The sequence below is a fragment of the Clostridium sp. AM46-21 genome, from assembly GCF_003480025.1.
Classification (GTDB): domain Bacteria; phylum Bacillota; class Clostridia; order Lachnospirales; family Lachnospiraceae; genus Coprococcus; species Coprococcus ammoniilyticus.
On the sequence record NZ_QUIB01000003.1, the window covers coordinates 173084 to 192590 of the forward strand.

Annotated in this window: 11 protein-coding genes, 1 pseudogene and 1 other annotated feature; all 12 genes and pseudogenes read right to left on the reverse strand. The window is 42.1% G+C overall.

The genetic code is table 11. The features are described from left to right. Window positions 1-240 precede the first annotated feature (240 nt). The 12 genes and pseudogenes from tuf to DW959_RS03100 all read right to left on the reverse strand — a co-directional run bounded on the left by tuf (window position 241) and on the right by DW959_RS03100 (window position 19496). Window positions 241-1428, reverse strand: a complete 1188-nt coding sequence (tuf, locus tag DW959_RS03045; RefSeq protein ID WP_008402040.1) for an elongation factor Tu — start codon at window positions 1426-1428, stop codon at window positions 241-243. A gap of 209 nt (window positions 1429-1637) precedes the next feature. Next, window positions 1638-3755, reverse strand: coding sequence for an elongation factor G (gene fusA, locus DW959_RS03050; RefSeq protein ID WP_084770701.1), 2118 nt, complete (start codon window positions 3753-3755; stop codon window positions 1638-1640). Between the two features lie 39 nt (window positions 3756-3794). After that, a complete protein-coding gene (gene rpsG / locus DW959_RS03055) occupies window positions 3795-4265 on the reverse strand; it encodes a 30S ribosomal protein S7 (RefSeq protein WP_044945754.1) in 471 nt (156 codons plus the stop codon). Between the two features lie 189 nt (window positions 4266-4454). Next, window positions 4455-4877, reverse strand: a complete 423-nt coding sequence (rpsL, locus tag DW959_RS03060; protein ID WP_044945751.1) for a 30S ribosomal protein S12 — start codon at window positions 4875-4877, stop codon at window positions 4455-4457. A gap of 111 nt (window positions 4878-4988) precedes the next feature. Then, window positions 4989-8747 carry a DNA-directed RNA polymerase subunit beta' gene (gene rpoC, locus DW959_RS03065; RefSeq protein ID WP_117822284.1) on the reverse strand — a complete coding sequence of 1253 codons (3759 nt, stop codon included), beginning with the start codon at window positions 8745-8747 and terminating at the stop codon, window positions 4989-4991. A 17-nt stretch (window positions 8748-8764) separates the two neighbouring features. Beyond that, window positions 8765-12603 (reverse strand): annotated as a pseudogene (locus tag DW959_RS03070) (DNA-directed RNA polymerase subunit beta). Window positions 12604-13052: 449 nt separating this feature from the next. Beyond that, the gene (gene rplL, locus DW959_RS03075) at window positions 13053-13418 is read right to left on the reverse strand and encodes a 50S ribosomal protein L7/L12 (RefSeq protein ID WP_021944598.1); all 366 of its coding nucleotides are present in this window, start codon (window positions 13416-13418) and stop codon (window positions 13053-13055) included. Window positions 13419-13502: 84 nt separating this feature from the next. Further along, window positions 13503-13991 carry a 50S ribosomal protein L10 gene (rplJ, locus tag DW959_RS03080; protein WP_008402032.1) on the reverse strand — a complete coding sequence of 163 codons (489 nt, stop codon included), beginning with the start codon at window positions 13989-13991 and terminating at the stop codon, window positions 13503-13505. Window positions 13992-14046: 55 nt separating this feature from the next. Then, window positions 14047-14184 (reverse strand) — a sequence feature (ribosomal protein L10 leader region). Between the two features lie 152 nt (window positions 14185-14336). Continuing rightward, window positions 14337-15572, reverse strand: a complete 1236-nt coding sequence (fabF, locus tag DW959_RS03085; RefSeq protein WP_117822287.1) for a beta-ketoacyl-ACP synthase II — start codon at window positions 15570-15572, stop codon at window positions 14337-14339. Between the two features lie 207 nt (window positions 15573-15779). Continuing rightward, window positions 15780-16535, reverse strand: a complete 756-nt coding sequence (locus tag DW959_RS03090; RefSeq protein ID WP_118615358.1) for an OmpA family protein — start codon at window positions 16533-16535, stop codon at window positions 15780-15782. Window positions 16536-16538: 3 nt separating this feature from the next. Beyond that, window positions 16539-17549, reverse strand: a complete 1011-nt coding sequence (locus tag DW959_RS03095; RefSeq protein WP_117822289.1) for a MotA/TolQ/ExbB proton channel family protein — start codon at window positions 17547-17549, stop codon at window positions 16539-16541. Window positions 17550-17732: 183 nt separating this feature from the next. Next, a complete protein-coding gene (locus DW959_RS03100; protein WP_182430050.1) occupies window positions 17733-19496 on the reverse strand; it encodes a leucine-rich repeat domain-containing protein in 1764 nt (587 codons plus the stop codon). Between the last annotated feature and the right edge of the window lie 11 nt (window positions 19497-19507).

Consider the following 19507-nt stretch of genomic DNA (forward strand, 5'->3'; position numbering starts at 1 on the left):
ATTTATATCGTCATATCTATTTATATTATAACACATTTTTAAACTTTCATGTATCTTTTCATCTCAATTATTATATTCAAATCTATCAGTATTTCCACTGTTTTATTCTGTCTTGGCACCGTTTTTGCACCGCTAACCCTATCTTTTACTATTCTTTTTACTTATCTCATGTTACAAAAAGGGCTTCCCTATTCTTAGGAAAGCCCCAAAAATCTAGCTTTTTTGATACACTATCAAAGATTACTCAATGATTGTAGCAACACGGCCTGATCCTACAGTACGTCCACCTTCACGGATAGCGAAAGTAAGACCCTGGCTCATAGCGATTGGGTGAATCAGTTCGATTGTCATTTCTACGTTATCACCAGGCATGCACATCTCTGTACCTGCTGGAAGGTTACAAACACCTGTTACGTCAGTTGTTCTGAAGTAGAACTGTGGACGGTAGTTGTTGAAGAATGGTGTATGACGACCACCCTCGTCCTTAGTAAGAACGTAAACCTGAGCTGTGAACTTTGTATGACATGTGATTGAACCTGGCTTACAAAGAACCTGACCTCTTACGATATCTTCTCTCTTGATACCACGAAGAAGAGCACCGATGTTATCACCAGCCTGTCCTTCATCAAGGAGCTTTCTGAACATCTCAATACCTGTTACAGTTGTCTTCTGGATTTCTGGCTTAATACCAACGATTTCAACTTCATCATTTAAGTGGATAACACCAGCTTCTACTCTACCGGTAGCAACTGTACCACGACCTGTGATTGTGAATACGTCCTCTACAGGCATGATGAATGGCTTATCTGTATCTCTCTGAGGATCTGGAATGTATGAATCTATTGTATCCATAAGTTCCATGATCTTATCTCCCCAAGGTCCCATTGGATCTTCAAGAGCCTTAAGAGCTGAACCCTTAACGATTGGACAATCATTGAATCCGTACTCTTCAAGCTGTTCTGTAACTTCCATCTCTACAAGTTCGATAAGCTCGTCATCATCAACCATATCGCACTTATTTAAGAATACAACGATGTAAGGTACACCAACCTGACGTGAAAGTAAGATATGCTCCTTTGTCTGAGCCATAACACCATCAGTAGCAGCAACAACAAGGATAGCACCATCCATCTGAGCTGCACCAGTGATCATGTTCTTAACGTAGTCAGCATGTCCTGGACAGTCAACGTGAGCATAATGTCTCTTCTCTGTCTCGTACTCAACGTGAGCTGTAGAGATAGTGATACCTCTTTCTCTCTCTTCTGGAGCCTTATCAATGTTAGCGAAATCAACAGCTGCGTTACCAGCTACTCTCTCTGAAAGAACTTTTGTGATAGCTGCTGTTAATGTTGTTTTACCATGGTCAACGTGACCGATTGTACCAATGTTACAATGTGGCTTACTTCTATTAAACTTTTCCTTTGCCATTTTTTAATATCCTCCTTAAATTTCGTACCCCTAAGGGCTATGCTTGGCTAAAACTCATTATATAGAATATATAAAAGATTTTCAACCTTTTTTTATCTCTTTATACCAGCAGGCACAAGGATTTTCAACCTTTTTACCTGCTGATATGATTTATTTTACTCTTTTAAGTCGAAAGGCACGGCAAAATGCCTTTCTGAGTTGTCAAACTATTATTTTGACTTTTCAGCGATAACCTTCTCCTGAACACTCTTTGGACACTGAGCGTATCTCTCAAAGAACATTGAATAGTTACCACGTCCCTGTGTAGATGAACGAAGCTCTGTTGAGTAACCGAACATCTCTGCAAGTGGAACGAATGCTCTGACGATCTTACCACCGCCGATATCATCCATACCTTCGATCTGGCCTCTCTTAGCATTTAAGCTTCCGATTACATCACCTAAGTATTCCTCAGGCATTGTAACTTCAACCTTCATGATAGGCTCCAGAAGAACTGGGTTTGCCTTAGCCATAGCATCCTTGAAAGCCATAGAACCAGCGATGTGGAATGCCATTTCTGATGAATCGACTTCATGGTATGAACCATCGTATACATTTGCATGAACACCAAGTACTGGGTATCCACCAAGAATACCAGCCTTAGCAGCTTCTTCGATACCTTCACCGACTGCTGGGATATATTCCTTAGGAATAGCACCACCAACAACTGTGGATTCGAACTTGAATGTCTCTTCGCCGTTTGGATCCATTGGCTCGAACTTAACTTTACAGTGACCATACTGACCACGACCACCTGACTGCTTAGCATATTTGCTATCAACGTCAACAGCCTTGGTAAATGTCTCTTTGTAAGCAACCTGAGGTGCACCTACGTTAGCCTCAACCTTGAACTCACGAAGCAGACGGTCAACAATAACCTCAAGGTGAAGCTCACCCATACCGGCGATGATTGTCTGTCCTGTTTCTTTATCTGTATGTGCTCTGAATGTAGGATCTTCTTCAGCAAGCTTTGCAAGAGCCTCGCCCATCTTACCCTGATCATTCTTTGTCTTAGGCTCGATAGCAAGCTCGATAACTGGCTCTGGGAATTCCATTGACTCAAGGATAACCGGATGCTGCTCATCACAGATTGTATCACCAGTTGTTGTTACTTTGAAACCAACAGCAGCTGCGATATCACCAGCGTAAACCTTATCAATTTCCTTACGAGCATTTGCATGCATCTGTACGATACGTCCTACACGCTCTTTCTTGTCTTTTGTTGCATTTAATACATATGAACCTGAGTTCAATGTACCTGAATATACTCTGAAGAATGCTAACTTACCAACGAATGGGTCTGTCATGATCTTGAATGCCAATGCAGCAAATGGTTCTTCATCTGATGAATGACGAACTACATCATTTCCTTCAGGATCTACACCTGTGATATCAGGGATATCTGTAGGAGCTGGCATATATTCAATAACACCATCAAGCATCTTCTGAACACCCTTATTCTTGTATGCGGAACCAAGGAATACCGGAACTGCTTCACAAGCAATAGTTGCTCTACGAAGAACTTTCTTCATTTCGTCGATTGAAGGCTCTTCACCCTCAAGGTACATCATCATTAAGTCATCATCTAACTCGCAGATCTTCTCTACAAGGTTCTCATGCCATTTGTCAGCAAGCTCTTTTAAGTCATCAGGGATCGTTGTGATCTCGATGTCTTCACCCTTATCATCTTTATAATAGTATGCATCCATCTCAAATAAGTCGATCAGACCGATGAAATCGGATTCTTTACCGATAGGAATCTGAACTGGAATTGCATTCTTGCCCAGACGATCAATAATTGTCTGAACTGAGTAGAAAAAGTCAGCACCCATTTTATCCATCTTGTTGATGAATGCCATACGTGGAACGTTGTATGTGTCAGCCTGACGCCATACGTTTTCTGACTGAGGCTCTACACCAGCCTTTGCATCGAATACACCAACGGCGCCATCAAGTACACGAAGTGAACGCTCTACTTCTACAGTAAAGTCTACGTGACCTGGAGTATCAATGATGTTGATTCTGTGCTCTAAAGCACCAGCCTTTGGTTTGTGATGATCCTCTAATGTCCAGTGACAGGTTGTAGCAGCGGAAGTGATTGTAATACCTCTTTCCTGCTCCTGCTCCATCCAGTCCATAGTAGCTGTACCATCATGAGTATCACCGATTTTATAGTTAACACCGGTATAGTATAAGATTCTCTCTGTAAGAGTTGTCTTACCAGCATCGATATGAGCCATAATACCAATGTTTCTTGTTCTGTCCAATGGATATTCTCTTCCAGCCAACGGATTGTCCTCCTTTTATTATTCTGTAGACGGCACAGATTAGAATCTGTAGTGAGCAAATGCCTTGTTTGCTTCTGCCATCTTGTGCATATCTTCTTTTCTCTTTACAGATGCACCTGTGTTATTAGCTGCATCCATGATCTCTCTTGCAAGTCTTTCTTCCATGGTCTTTTCACTTCTGGCACGTGAAAATGTTGTTAACCAACGAAGTCCAAGAGCCTGTCTTCTATCTGGTCTTACATCGATAGGTACCTGATATGTTGCACCACCGATACGTCTTGCCTTAACCTCGAGTAATGGCATGATGTTGTTCATAGCCTCTTCAAATACCTCGATAGCGTCCTTACCAGTTTCAGTTGCGATACGGTCGAATGCACCGTAAACAATCTTCTGAGCAACACCCTTCTTACCATCTAACATTACGTTGTTGATAAGCTTGGTAACCACCTTGTTATTGTAAATTGGATCCGCTAATACGTCTCTCTTTGCGATATGTCCTTTACGTGGCACGGTTCTTCCCTCCTTAATATTTATTAATTCTTCGGTACTCACATTATAAAATGTGTTCGTGCTGTTATTTCCATCTCTTCTATCTATCTGATGTTTTCTGCATTTTTATGCATCAACACCTTATCTCATAGCAAAAACATGGCCTAACCAGCACATTTTTTTGGAATGTTTCCAATAATACGGTTTTAATTACTTCTTAGCATCTTTTGGACGCTTAGCACCGTACTTAGAACGAGCCTGACGTCTCTTTGCAACACCTGCTGTATCAAGAGTACCTCTGATGATATGGTATCTTGTACCAGGTAAGTCCTTTACTCTACCACCACGGATAAGAACTACGCTATGCTCCTGAAGGTTGTGACCTTCACCTGGAATATAACTTGTAACTTCGATACCGTTTGATAAACGAACTCTGGCGATCTTTCTCAGAGCTGAGTTAGGCTTCTTAGGAGTAGCTGTCTTAACTGCTGTACAAACTCCTCTCTTCTGTGGAGAGCTTGTCTCAGTTGGCTTCTTCTTTAATGAGTTGAAACTTCTCTGAAGAGCTGGTGCAGTTGACTTCTTCTCTACTGTCTGTCTTCCCTTTCTAACTAACTGGTTAAATGTTGGCATGTTTTCACCTCCTACTTTCAAAATAAAAAATAATATAAGGCATACGTTCTCACGCATGCCTTACCATTATATATATTGAAATTATTCGTGTCAAGCACTTTTCAAATTTATTTATTCGTTATCAGATGTCTCTGCCTCTACAGATTCCAAGTCTGAAGCATTTTCTTCCGCCTCATCCTCTGCATCTGCATCGGTATCAACTGCATCTTCTAACTCTGTGCTTTCCAGATCATCTCCGAAGTCGATCTCGTCATCATCATCAAAGAAGTTGATCTCATCCATCTCTGTATCAAGCTTTACAGAACGATAACGCTTCATACCTGTACCTGCTGGGATCAGCTTACCGATAATAACGTTCTCTTTCAGACCATTAAGCGGATCTACCTTACTCTTAATAGCTGCATCTGTAAGAACCTTTGTTGTCTCCTGGAAGGACGCTGCTGACATGAAGGAATCTGTAGCAAGTGATGCCTTTGTAATACCAAGCATTACCTGTGAGCCTTCTGCCGGCTGTTTGCCTTCTGCGATGAGCTGCTCATTTGTATCTTCAAAATCAAGAACGTCAACCAGTGTTCCCGGAAGGTAGGATGAATCTCCGTTATCCTCGATCCTGATCTTCTTTAACATCTGACGAACAATGATCTCGATATGCTTATCATTGATATCAACACCCTGAAGTCTGTATACTCGCTGTACTTCACGAAGCATGTAATCCTGAACTGCACGGATACCTTTGATCTTTAAGATATCATGCGGATTAACAGAACCTTCTGTTAATTCATCACCGGCTTCCAGAACCTGATCGTCCAGAACCTTGATACGGGAACCATAAGGAATCAAGTATGCCTTTGATTCGCCTGTCTCGTCATTTGTGATAACAACTTCTCTCTTCTTCTTATTATCACGAAGCTGAACCTTACCGCCAAACTCTGCGATGATCGCAAGTCCCTTTGGCTTTCTTGCTTCGAACAACTCTTCTACTCTAGGAAGACCCTGTGTAATATCATCACCGGCAACACCACCAGTATGGAACGTTCTCATGGTAAGCTGTGTACCAGGCTCACCGATTGACTGAGCTGCGATGATTCCGGCAGCTTCACCAACCTGTACCGGCTGTCCGGTTGCCATGTTGGCACCATAACATTTTGCACATACACCAAGGTGTGACTTACATGTCAGGATCGTTCTGATCTTAATCTTTGCATCCTGTCTTGTAACACCTGTATCCGGATCAAGGAACGGAACACCGTTTGAATCTACACCCTGATTTACGATCAGAGCAGCTCTCTTTGGTGATACCATGTGGTTTGCCTTAACTAAAAGGTTACCATCTTTATCGTATACAGATTCTGCAAGGTAACGACCTGTAATTCTCTCCTGGAAGGATTCGATTACTTCTTTGCCTTCCATGAATGCTTCTACTTCCATACCAGGAATTGCTTTTCCTGCACAACAATCTGTCTCGCGAATGATCAGATCCTGTGATACGTCAACCAGACGTCTGGTCAGGTATCCTGAATCGGCTGTACGAAGCGCTGTATCGGACAGACCCTTACGAGCACCATGCGCTGAAATGAAATACTCCAGAACGTCAAGACCTTCACGGAAGTTTGACTTAATCGGAAGTTCGATCGTACGACCGGTTGTATCTGCCATCAGACCACGCATACCAGCCAGCTGTTTGATCTGCTGGTTAGATCCACGGGCACCGGAATCTGCCATCATGAAGATGTTGTTATATTTATCAAGTCCGTCCAGAAGGGCTTTTGTCAGAACCTTATCGGCTTCTTCCCAAACCTTAACAACAGCGAGGTATCTCTCCTCCTCTGTCATAAGACCACGTCTGAACATCTTTGTGATCTTGTCAACCTGAGTCTGAGCATCTGCAAGGATCTGCTTCTTCTCGTCCGGCACCTTCATATCTGAAATAGATACTGAAATAGCACCTCTGGTTGAATACTTGTAACCGATTGCCTTTACGTCATCCAGAACTTCTGCAGTCTTGGTTGCGCCATGTGTATTGATACATTTGTCAAGGATCGGCTTTAACTGTTTCTTACCAACATGGAAATCAATCTCAAGTTTCAGGATATTGTCAGGATTTGTTCTGTCAACATATCCAAGATCCTGAGGAATGATCTCGTTGAACAGCAAACGACCGAGTGTAGTATCGATGATACCTGTAACCTCTGTTCCGTCTTCTGTCGTAACAGTTCTTCTTACTTTTATCTTAGAATGGAGAGTGATCTCCTTGTTCTCATATGCAAGCAGTGCTTCGTTCTTTGACTTGAAGAACTTGCCTTCTCCGATATCGCCATCCTTCTCCATTGTCAGATAGTAGATACCAAGAACCATATCCTGTGAAGGAACGGCAACCGGAGCACCATCTGAAGGCTTCAGAAGGTTATTAGGGGACAGGAGCAGGAATCTACATTCTGCCTGTGCCTCAACTGTAAGCGGAAGGTGAACAGCCATCTGGTCACCATCGAAATCGGCGTTGAACGCTGTACATACCAGTGGATGAAGCTTGATTGCCTTACCTTCTACAAGGATAGGCTCAAATGCCTGGATACCCAGTCTGTGAAGTGTAGGAGCACGGTTTAACATAACCGGATGCTCTTTGATTACATCTTCCAGTACATCCCAAACTTCCGGCTCAAGCTTTTCTACCATCTTCTTAGCAGCTTTAATGTTATTCGCTCTGCCGCTGGCTGTCAGTTCTTTCATAACAAATGGCTTGAATAATTCGATAGCCATTTCCTTTGGAAGACCACACTGATAAATCTTAAGTTCCGGTCCTACTACGATAACGGAACGTCCTGAATAGTCAACACGCTTACCAAGAAGGTTCTGACGGAAACGTCCCTGCTTACCCTTTAACATATCGGACAGAGACTTTAATGCTCTGTTACCCGGGCCTGTTACAGGACGGCCTCTTCTACCATTATCAATTAACGCATCAACAGCTTCCTGAAGCATTCTCTTCTCGTTTCTGACAATGATGTCAGGAGCGTTCAGATCAAGAAGTCTTCTTAAACGGTTATTTCTGTTGATAATTCTTCTATATAAGTCATTCAGGTCAGATGTAGCAAATCTGCCGCCATCCAACTGAACCATAGGTCTGATATCCGGTGGGATAACCGGAATAACATCCATGATCATCCACTCCGGCTTATTCTCAGAATTACGGAATGCTTCAACAACTTCCAGTCTCTTGATGATTCTGGCTCTCTTCTGTCCGCTTGAATTCTTAAGCTCAGCCTTTAATTCTTCGCTTTCTTTATCCAGATCGATTGCTCTTAAGAGCTCCTGAATGGACTCAGCACCCATTCCTGCACGGAAGGAGCCGTATCCGAAGTCCTCTTCAGCCTTTCTGTATTCCTGCTCTGTCAGAACTTGCTTATAAGTAAGCGGTGTGTCCTTTGGATCAAGAACGATATAAGATGCAAAGTATAATACCTTTTCAAGTACTCTTGGAGAAATATCAAGGATCAGTCCCATACGGCTAGGAATACCTTTGAAATACCAGATATGGGATACCGGTGCTGCAAGCTCGATATGACCCATACGCTCTCTACGAACGCTGGCCTTTGTAACCTCTACACCGCATCGATCACAGATAATACCTTTATATCTGATCTTCTTATATTTACCGCAATGACATTCCCAGTCCTTGCTAGGTCCAAATATTCTCTCGCAGAACAAACCGTCTTTTTCCGGTTTTAATGTTCTGTAGTTGATAGTCTCAGGTTTCTTAACCTCACCATGTGACCATTCTCTGATTTTTTCAGGAGATGCAAGTCCGATTCTAATTGCGTCAAAGCTTAAAGCCTGTTCCTGTTCTGGAGTTTCCATGTTAAATTCTGGCATCTTACAAAATCTCCTTTCTAAAATTCATCATCCGAGTTGCCATCATAGTCGTCATTGTAATCATCCAGATATTCTCCGTCTGATAATGATGTCAGCTCATCATTTTCATCTGTTCCGCTGAAGCCCGCTTCTTCAAATTCACGTTCATCAGCTTCCCGTTTATCATCATCGATCATGCTCTTAACATTCTCGTCATACGCTTCGATCGTCTCACCGAGATCAACCTCTGTCATATCGTCTTTTACAACTCTGACATCGAGACCAAGTGACTGGAATTCCTTCAGCAGTACCTTGAATGACTCAGGGATACCAGGTGTAGGAATATTCTCACCCTTAATGATCGCTTCATATGTCTTAACACGTCCGATTACATCATCCGACTTAACAGTCAGGATTTCCTGTAATGTATATGATGCACCGTATGCTTCCAGTGCCCAAACTTCCATCTCACCGAAACGCTGTCCACCGAACTGAGCTTTACCACCCAGAGGCTGCTGTGTAACTAATGAGTACGGACCGGTTGAACGTGCATGGATCTTATCATCAACCAGATGGTGGAGCTTAAGATAATGCATGTAACCGATTGTTACAGGGCTGTCAAATTCTTCACCGGTTCTACCGTCACGAAGCTGTACCTTACCGGTTCTGTCGATCGGAACGCCCTTCCATTCTTCTCTGTGGTCTCTGTTCTCATAGAGGTAATTCATTACTTCTTCCGAAACAGAGTCTTTATATTTCTCATAGAAATCTTCCCACTCGGTATTTGCATAATCATTCGCCATCTCAAGAGTATCCATGATATCAAACTCGTCTGCACCATCAAACACAGGAGTTGAAACCTTGAATCCGAGAACCTGTGAAGCAAGACCAAGATGGATTTCAAGAACCTGTCCGATATTCATACGTGAAGGAACGCCCAGTGGGTTCAACACGATATCGAGCGGACGACCATTTGGAAGGAATGGCATATCTTCTACCGGAAGTACACGGGAAATTACACCCTTGTTACCATGACGACCAGCCATCTTATCTCCTACCTGGATCTTTCTCTTCTGAGCAATGTATACTCTGACTGATTTATTAACACCCGGTGAAAGTTCATCACCGTTTTCTCTTGTGAAGATCTTGGTATCCATGATGACACCAAATGCTCCATGAGGAACCTTCAGGGAAGTATCTCTTACTTCTCTTGCCTTCTCACCAAAGATGGCACGAAGGAGTCTTTCCTCTGCTGTCAGTTCTGTCTCTCCCTTAGGAGTAACCTTACCGACAAGGATATCTCCGGCACGAACCTCAGCACCGATACGGATAATACCATTCTCATCCAGATCCTTTAATGCATCATTGGACAGTCCAGCAAGATCTCTTGTGATCTCTTCCGGTCCGAGCTTGGTATCTCTCGCTTCGCATTCGTACTCCTCAATATGAATAGATGTATATACATCATCTTTACAAGTCTTTCACTTAAAAGAACAGCATCCTCGTAGTTGTAACCTTCCCAGGTCATGAAACCGATCAGAGGGTTCTTTCCAAGTGCGATCTCTCCACCTGAAGTAGATGGTCCGTCTGCGATAACCTCTCCAGCCTTAACATGCTCGCCCTTGAATACGATAGGTCTCTGGTTCATACAGTTACCCTGATTGCTTCGTGCGAACTTGATAACGTGGTAGATATCCTTTGTTCCATCTTCATCTGCCTTAATACAGATTTCCTTACTTGTGGAATATTCAACTACACCATCTCTCTTTGCAACGATACATACACCTGAATCAACAGCTGCCTTTGCTTCCATACCGGTACCTACAACGGCTGATTCGGTAAGCATAAGCGGAACTGCCTGACGCTGCATGTTTGATCCCATCAGAGCACGGTTTGCATCATCGTTCTCAAGGAAAGGAATCATGGATGTAGCAACTGAGAATACCATCTTAGGAGAAACGTCCATCAGATCAACTCTTGATTTCGGGAACTCTGTTGTATCCTCTCTGTATCTTCCTGATACGTTGTTATTTACGAAATGACCATCTGCATCCAGAGGTTCATTTGCCTGTGCAACTCTGTAATTATCTTCTTCATCTGCCGTCAGATAAATAACCTCATCTGTAACTACAGGGTTTGCAGGATCTGATTTATCCAGTTTTCTGTATGGTGCTTCTACAAAACCATACTCATTGATTCTTGCATAAGTAGCCAGAGAGTTGATCAGACCGATGTTAGGACCTTCAGGAGTCTCGATAGGACACATTCTACCATAATGAGTATAGTGTACATCTCGAACCTCGAATCCTGCTCTGTCTCGTGACAGACCACCGGGACCAAGGGCTGATAATCTTCTCTTATGAGTCAGCTCAGACAATGGATTGTTCTGATCCATGAACTGTGACAACTGGGAACTTCCGAAGAATTCCTTAACTGCTGCTGTTACAGGCTTGATGTTGATCAGAGACTGTGGAGTGATCGTCTCTACGTCCTGAGTCGTCATTCTCTCTCTTACAACTCTTTCCAGTCTGGAAAGACCGATTCTATACTGATTCTGAAGAAGTTCTCCGACTGCACGGATACGTCTGTTACCCAGGTGATCGATATCATCCTTTGTTCCAATACCATATTCAAGGTGAATGTTGTAGTTAATTGAAGCGATAATGTCTTCTTTTGTTATATGCTTTGGAACAAGGTCAGATGCATCTCTTGCGATAGCTGCCTTTAATTCTTCTTCGTCTGAATATTCATTTAAAAGGGTTTCAAGAACAGGATAGTATACACCCTCATGGATACCTACTTCAGCAGGATCAAATCCAACATACTTGGACAGATCTACTACCATATTTGAAAGCACCTTTACATTACGTTCTTCTGTCTGGATCATAACATATGGTACAGCAGCATCCTGGATATCCTTTGCCTGTGCTCTTGTAAGTGTCGTGCCTGCTTCTGCGATCACTTCACCGGTTGCCGGATCGATCGCATCCTCTGCAAGTATCTGACCTGTAATTCTGTTCTGGAATGCCAGCTTCTTATTGAACTTATAACGTCCAACCTTTGCAAGATCATAACGTCTTGGATCAAAGAACATTGCATTGATCAGGTTCTCTGCACTCTCTACTGCAAGAGGCTCACCCGGTCTTATTTTTTTGTACAGCTCAAGAAGACCATCCTGATATGTCTCAGAAGGATCCTTTTCAATACTTGCTAAAATCTTTGGTTCTTCGCCAAACAGATCGATAATCTCTGCATTTGTTCCGATTCCCAGTGAACGGATAAGTACTGTGATAGGCACCTTTCTGGTTCTATCTACACGAACATAGAAAACATCATTCGAATCTGTTTCGTACTCTAACCATGCACCACGGTTTGGGATAACTGTACAGGAGTACAGCTTCTTACCAATCTTATCATGTGCAATATCATAGTAGATACCAGGTGAACGCACCAACTGGCTTACGATAACTCGCTCTGCACCGTTGATCACAAATGTACCTGTCTCGGTCATAAGAGGAAGATCACCCATGAAAATCTCATGTTCTGACATTTCCTTTGCGTCATTTGCATGGAGTCTTACTTTTACTTTAAGCGGTGCAGCATATGTTGCATCTCTTTCCTTGCACTCTTCGATTGAGTACTTCACATCATCTCTACATAACTGGAAATCTACAAACTCAAGACTAAGCTGTCCTGTATAGTCAGTAATAGGAGAGATATCTTTAAATGCCTCCTTCAGACCATCGGTAAGGAACCACTGGTATGAGTTTTTCTGAACTTCGATAAAGTTAGGCATCTCCAGTACATCTTTCTGTCTGGAATAACTCATTCGGATACCTTTACCAGATTGAACAGGACTAATTCTGTTTTTTTCCATCGACACATTCACCCCTTGGAATTTATTTTTAAGCGTATATTCTGTTGAAATGCTTACATTTAACCGAAATATATTAGCCGTGTCATTATATGTCTGGTTCGAACGCAAACCAACCCATAGTATAGACATCCTACACTGTATCACATTTTCAAGGTATATGTCAAGAAATATTTGGAATTTTTTATTAAAGAATTGTATATGAACTTTTATCCATATTTATATGCCCCTCTGCATTCTTTTGAAACAGCCTGCAGCGGTATTATTACAGAACAGATACATAACGCTGACTATATCATGTCGTATCTGTGTTCAGAATCTTATAATCACTTATTCGGTCTCAACTGCTCTTATTGATAAAAATGATCAGTTCGCCGGAACTTTGACAAAAACGACCTGGCAGGTAATTCTCCCGCCAGGTCGAAAGATATTCATAAATACAAGGAATAAAATTACTTTAATGTAACCTTAGCGCCTTCAGCCTCTAACTTAGTCTTAGCTTCCTCAGCCTCGTCCTTTGAAGCTCCCTCTTTGATAACCTTTGGAGCGCCATCAACAGCGTCCTTAGCTTCCTTTAAGCCAAGACCTGTGATCTCACGAACAACCTTGATAACCTTAACCTTGTTAGGACCAACTTCTGTAAGTTCGATATCGAATGAATCCTTCTCTTCTGCTGCTGGAGCGTCTCCGCCTGCTGCTGCTACAACAACACCTGCTGCTGCTGATACGCCGAATTCTTCCTCACATGCTTTAACTAAGTCATTTAATTCTAATACTGATAAACCTTTGATTACTTCAATAATTTCCTGAGTTGTCATTATTATTTCCTCCATTAATATAATATAGTTTAATAATTGCTGCTTCTATTAAATAGAAGCCGATGTGCCTGTATGCACAAATAATTAAGCTTCCTTCTGTTCTGCAATCTGCTTGATAACACGAGCGAAGTTTGCAATAGGTGACTGGATACTTCCAAGGAATTTGGAAATAAGTACTTCTCTTGAAGGAATGTTTGCAATAACTGCGATACCTGCTGCATCGTAGAATGTACCTTCTACAACGCCACCCTTAAGCTCAAGTGCCGGAGCAGTCTTTGCGAAGTTAGCCAGGATTCTGGCTGCTGCTGTAGCATCTGTCTTACAGATAGCTAATCCGGTAGGTCCTTCGAGACATGGTTTCAGTCCCTCGAACTCTGTGCCTTCAATAGCGAAGTTGATCATGGTGTTCTTGTATACCTTATAAACAACCCCAGCTTCTCTTAACTGCTTACGAAGCTGTGTGTCCTGCTCAACTGTAAGTCCACGGTAGTCAACTACAACTGCTGTCTGAGCACCATCTAAGTTAGCTTTGATTTCTTCAACTACTGGCTTCTTAATCTCTACCTTTGCCATAATGCGCCTCCTTGTTTTACTAATGACTGCACATAGTTAACAGAAAGCATCTTCTGCTAAAATAAGAAAAGCTCTCTGTCGATAAGACAGAGAGCATATAGTTAAAATAATATTAACGATATATTCCTCGGTAGGTGTTTTTCAACTTATGCCATCCGGCACCTACTGTCTTCGGCAGTTCATCGGGAGATACTTTACCATAACACAAGGAATATGTCAATACGTTTTTTCACTTTTTGATGTAAATTTTCACTTTTCCATGTAAATTTACACTTTTTCGTGCAAATACTTTTGCTCACATTATTTATGATGTGTAATTCTTTTATATCTGTTTTTGTCTGGATCTTATTCTTCCCATTTCTTTACAAGGATACTTGCATTGTGTCCGCCAAATCCAAGAGAATTGCTCAGTGCATATGTAATGTCCTTATGAACGCCCTCACCCTTTGTATAATTCAGGTCGATCTCGCCTTCTGTCTCACGAAGACCTACTGTTGGGTGAATGTATCCATCTTCGATAGATTTTACGCATGTAATAAATTCAACTGCTCCGGCCGCGCCAAATAAATGACCGATCATGGATTTTGTAGAATTGATATTTACATTATATGCATCCTCACCAAATGCTTTCTTAATGGCTCTTGTTTCATAAAGATCATTGTGGTGGGTACTTGTTCCGTGTGCATTGATATAATCAACGTCTGCCGGTGTAATGCCAGCCTCGTTGATCGCGAGTGTCATGGCTCTTGCTGCACCCTCTCCATCCTCGGCAGGGGATGTAATGTGAAATGCATCACAGGTGGAACCATATCCGACAACCTCGGCAAGGATCTTTGCTCCTCTTGCCTGCGCATGCTCCAGAGATTCCAGAACTACGACTCCAGCTCCTTCACCGATAACGAATCCACATCTGTCTTTGTCAAACGGAATCGACGCACGATCTGCTTCTGTTGCACTTGAAAGAGCTGTCATGGAGATAAATCCTGAAACATTTGTCTCACAGATCGGTGATTCAGCGCCTCCGGCTACCATCACATCTGCATCTCCGACCTGAATATAACGATATGCCTCGCCAATGCTGTTTGTTCCTGTCGCACATGCTGTTACAACATCTGTACATTTGCCCTTTAAGCCATATGCGATCGCTACATTTCCGGCTGCCATATTCGAGATCATCATAGGAACCATCATTACACTGACACGGTTTGCCTTACCATTCATAACCTTGGCATGTTCCTTTTCGATCGTAGCTACACCGCCAAGTCCGTTACCGATACAGGTTCCGAATCTTGTCAGGTCTTCTTTCTCAAGATCAATACCCGCATTCCTGATTGCTTCGCCTGTAGCTGCAACTGCATACTGGCAGAACGGCTCCATTCTTCTGGCTGCCTTTGGATCCATATATTGTTTCGGATCAAAATCTTTTACTTCAGCACCCATTTTGCATTTATATTCGGATACATCAAATTTTGTAATCTCGCCAATACCTACTTTATTCTTCTTAATGCCATCCCAGAATTCTTCTACGTTATTTCCAATCGGGGTTACAGCGCCCATTCCTGTTACAACTACTCTTTTCATCTCGTTTTCCTTTCAAAAGACAATCTATCCATTTAGTACATATCATATAAATATGTACCGCCGTAATGCTCATTGTACCATTTCACCTGCCGGTTCAATGTTGGTTTCGCATTATGCTGGTATGTACAAACACATCCCATCGCAATGCTCATTGTACCATCTCGTTTTTAAAACCGCAAGTGTTGGTCTGTTTCTCTTTCAAAATATCTATTTCTCTTTCAGAATATCCATCATCTCAGCGATCATTTCTTCATCCTGAAGCCGGAACAGAATCTCTACTCGTCTGGATGCTTCCAGATCGACAGATCCATCCTCCTTATAAATCGGATTGCTGTAGGACTTTCCATTTGCCGTCAGCACACTTCGAAGCAGTTCAACATCCGTGGATCTTATGATCCCGTTGCTCTCGGTCAGGCAATACTTTGCAACAGAAAAGGCTCTCTGCTGGGAAAGTTCAAGATTATAAATATAAGATCCATTCGTATCCGTATGACCTTCTATAATAATCTCCGATACATAATCACGATATTTTTCATCTAACAGTACATTACAATATTTGGGAAGAAATTCTTTCAAGAATGTCTTTCCTTCTTCCTTCAGATCACTGTCTGCTACATCAAACAAAACGCTGGCATCAAAGGTGATCGCACCCGTTTTCTCGTCTACCTTGACATTTAACGAACTGTCTGCGAACTCATCACGGAGTGCCGCCACCAGATCACTTCGGATTCCTGCGATACGGTCAAGCTCCTCCTGCTGGTCTTTTAAGAGCTGTTCCTGCTCTTTAATGATCTCCTTCTGCTTATCAAGCTCTGCCTGTTTGCTCTCGTACTGGCTCTTTGACTGCATCAGTGTAAATGAAATGATTAGGATAAAGATCAGAAGGAGTGCTGCCATCATATCGGAATAAGACAGCCAGTAGGAGGTTTCTTCTTCCTCCGGTCTTCTTCGTTTCTTGCTCATGCCTTATCCCTCCCTGCTGCTCTGTTCGATCGCTCTCGGGCGGTTCAATCTGCCACGGAAGATGTCATTCTGATCTTTCGTCAGGATACGGATATCTTCGATATCTTCATGCATGGACTTCAGATATGCAAGTGTTTCTTCGATCGCCTTCTGTGTTGCTATCGTTGCTTCCAACTGTTTCTTCTGAAAATCCAGTTCCAGATTGCCGTTATCGTAAGTCGCATCCGGACGTACATACCGTTTGAACTCTGCTACAAATTCATCCAGCTTATGATATGCCTGTTCCAGAACCGTCTTAAAGATCAGATTAAATGTCAGGGAAAAGATCATTCCATAGATAGAGGTATGGAATGCAACCTTGATACCATCCATCAGAGGTCCGATACTGTTCGTGATCTCTTCTGCTGATCCAGTGTTAAATGCCTGAAGTCCGATTGACAGACCGATAAAGGTACCAAGAATACCAAGTCCGGTCATGGCACCCGGCACCAGATTCAGACGACCCTTTTCTACTGCATCATCGATCAACTGATAATTTATAAAATCTTCGATGTCACAGGCATATTTTCCTTCTTCATCCTGCTCCAGACGTTTCATTTCTTCCACATAATCTACATAGGAATTTCTCAGATGTTCCTCATTAAAGATACCATACCGGGTCTCGGTACGATACAGATCCCAAAGAAGCTTCTTTTCTTTTGCATAGTCGCCCTTGATATAGCTGATGGCTATACGAAAATCTTCCCCCATCTGGTCGATATGCTTCAGATGCTTATATGCATAGACAAATATCGCTCCCACGATTCCAAACATACAGACACTGATCAGCACATTTGCCGGATCCAGACTATCATTTGTCACATTCAGTAAAATACAGATGCCGAGCATCACCACATAGACAACAGGCAGCCACTTTTTATTCAGCTCTACCTTCATGTTCTGCTTCTTACGGAATGCTCTTGCCGCACGTTCATTCTGCGGCCGAATGGTTTTCAACCGGTTTCGTTTGTTCATTTTTTCGTTTCCTCTCGTATAATCTCATTCAGCCTTTTCATTCGTATCTGCCAAAGCGTTTCCCCATTCGTTTTATTGTAGCATTAATCCGCATTTTTTACCATCACAATGCGTAAAAAAACGGCACCAGATACAAATAAATTCTATTATCTGTATCTGATGCCGTATATTAACAATTCCGAATTAATACCACGTATCCGGATTATACGGATCGAATGTATGAACATCTATCTTATAATTCTTTTGCCAGAAATCAGCAACATTTTTATACGATGCGATCTGGATACAATGTTCATCAACGCTTGTCAAAGGTGTCTGATCCATTCTGAATTCTGTAATCTTATGATAATCCTCCGGCAGGCATTCCAAATATGTACTTTTATTATTCGCCATATTACCATTTAGCTCTCCAAACATATAGCCGCCTTCATAGATCACCATTCCGATCGTGTGAAAATACATCTTTGTATGTTCATCATGAACCGCATTATAATTCTTGAGCGAACCATATATAGTCGGCTGCAGATTTCGATAATATTCTTTTTCCGAATCATTGTATACAACCATTCCATATGCTCCGTAGTATTTTGCTGCCTCGACCATATACCAGACCGCCCCGCAATTATATTCTTTATATGGAAACGAACCTATATACGCATCCAGCAACTGTATCATTTCTCCCATATCAAGATTTTTTGCAGATCTGTTATACTTCTTTTCATAGCCTGCTCTCAGTTTCTCGAACAGCCTGTTTACTTTTAAAACATCCGCCAGAGTTCCCCAGGTTGTAACCGATTCCTTCAGGGCTGTTTTTCTTTCTGCCTTTGTGATGCCTTCCATCTTGACCGTTTTTACTTTTTCTTTTCCATAATAAATAGAAAGATCATATGGTTTTTCTACCAAGCTGTCTATGTAAATATAGGTCATATATTTATATCCTGCATTTATATAAGGAGCAACGTTATAATATTCCATATTTATCTCTCCAAAGACTTCCCAAATGGACGATTCCAGTTTATGGGTGTTTGCTCCGAACAAAATCTTTATGTTTTTGTAATTTGGCAGATATGTTGTTGCCCCACCGGAACCATCAAGCACCGGCAGATCAGCCTCTCGGTATCCATATGAATCTCCATATTTCGCAATAAATTTTCTTGGATTTACCGGTTTCTTCGAATAGACAACAAGCCCTTTCCATTTGCTCACAACACCCTCACCCATATTATCCAGCCCGCCGATCTTTTCACCGCCGTCCTCGTATGACTCTGTTATGATCATCTGATTGTTATCGATTGTTTTCGGTTTTTTCCTCGTTTTGATAAAATACGGATTATCTTTTATGCCTGAGTTTTTTAGTGCATTTTTCCCGATCTTTTTTATCATCAGATTCTGCTTGTCCAGGTTCGTATACCACAGATTTTTGCAATTCTGAAACGCTCCCGCTTCAAGCACCTTCAGCTTGTCCGCATCATAGAAAATAAGACTACCCAGATTGGAGCATCCGTAAAATGCCTGTTTTTTAACTGTGCGGATATTATTTCCTAATGTTATCTTCCATATTCTTTTGTTATTATAGAAAGCTTTCTTCCCAACAGATGTAACCTTAAAACTATAAGTTCCCTTATACTTTCCTGTCTTCGATGTAATCTTTATACTGGCAGGCACCATCACCTCAGTGCGCTTCTTTTTTGCTTTTTTTGTAAATCCCGTTACCTCTACCGTTTTCTTCTTCGGGGTCAGTGCGGTTATTCTGTAGGTATAATTCCCTACCGTGACTTTTGTTCCAACTTTTGCATTTTTGATCTTTACAGTCTTTGCTGCCGCAAGTTCCGGTGTCTCACGTTCCAATGCTGCCGCATTTGCTGTAAATGGCCCGCTCATGCACAACATGACTACCGCCATGCACCAGACAACAAACCGCTTTAATCTGCTTTTCATTTTTCCCATAATCGTCTCTC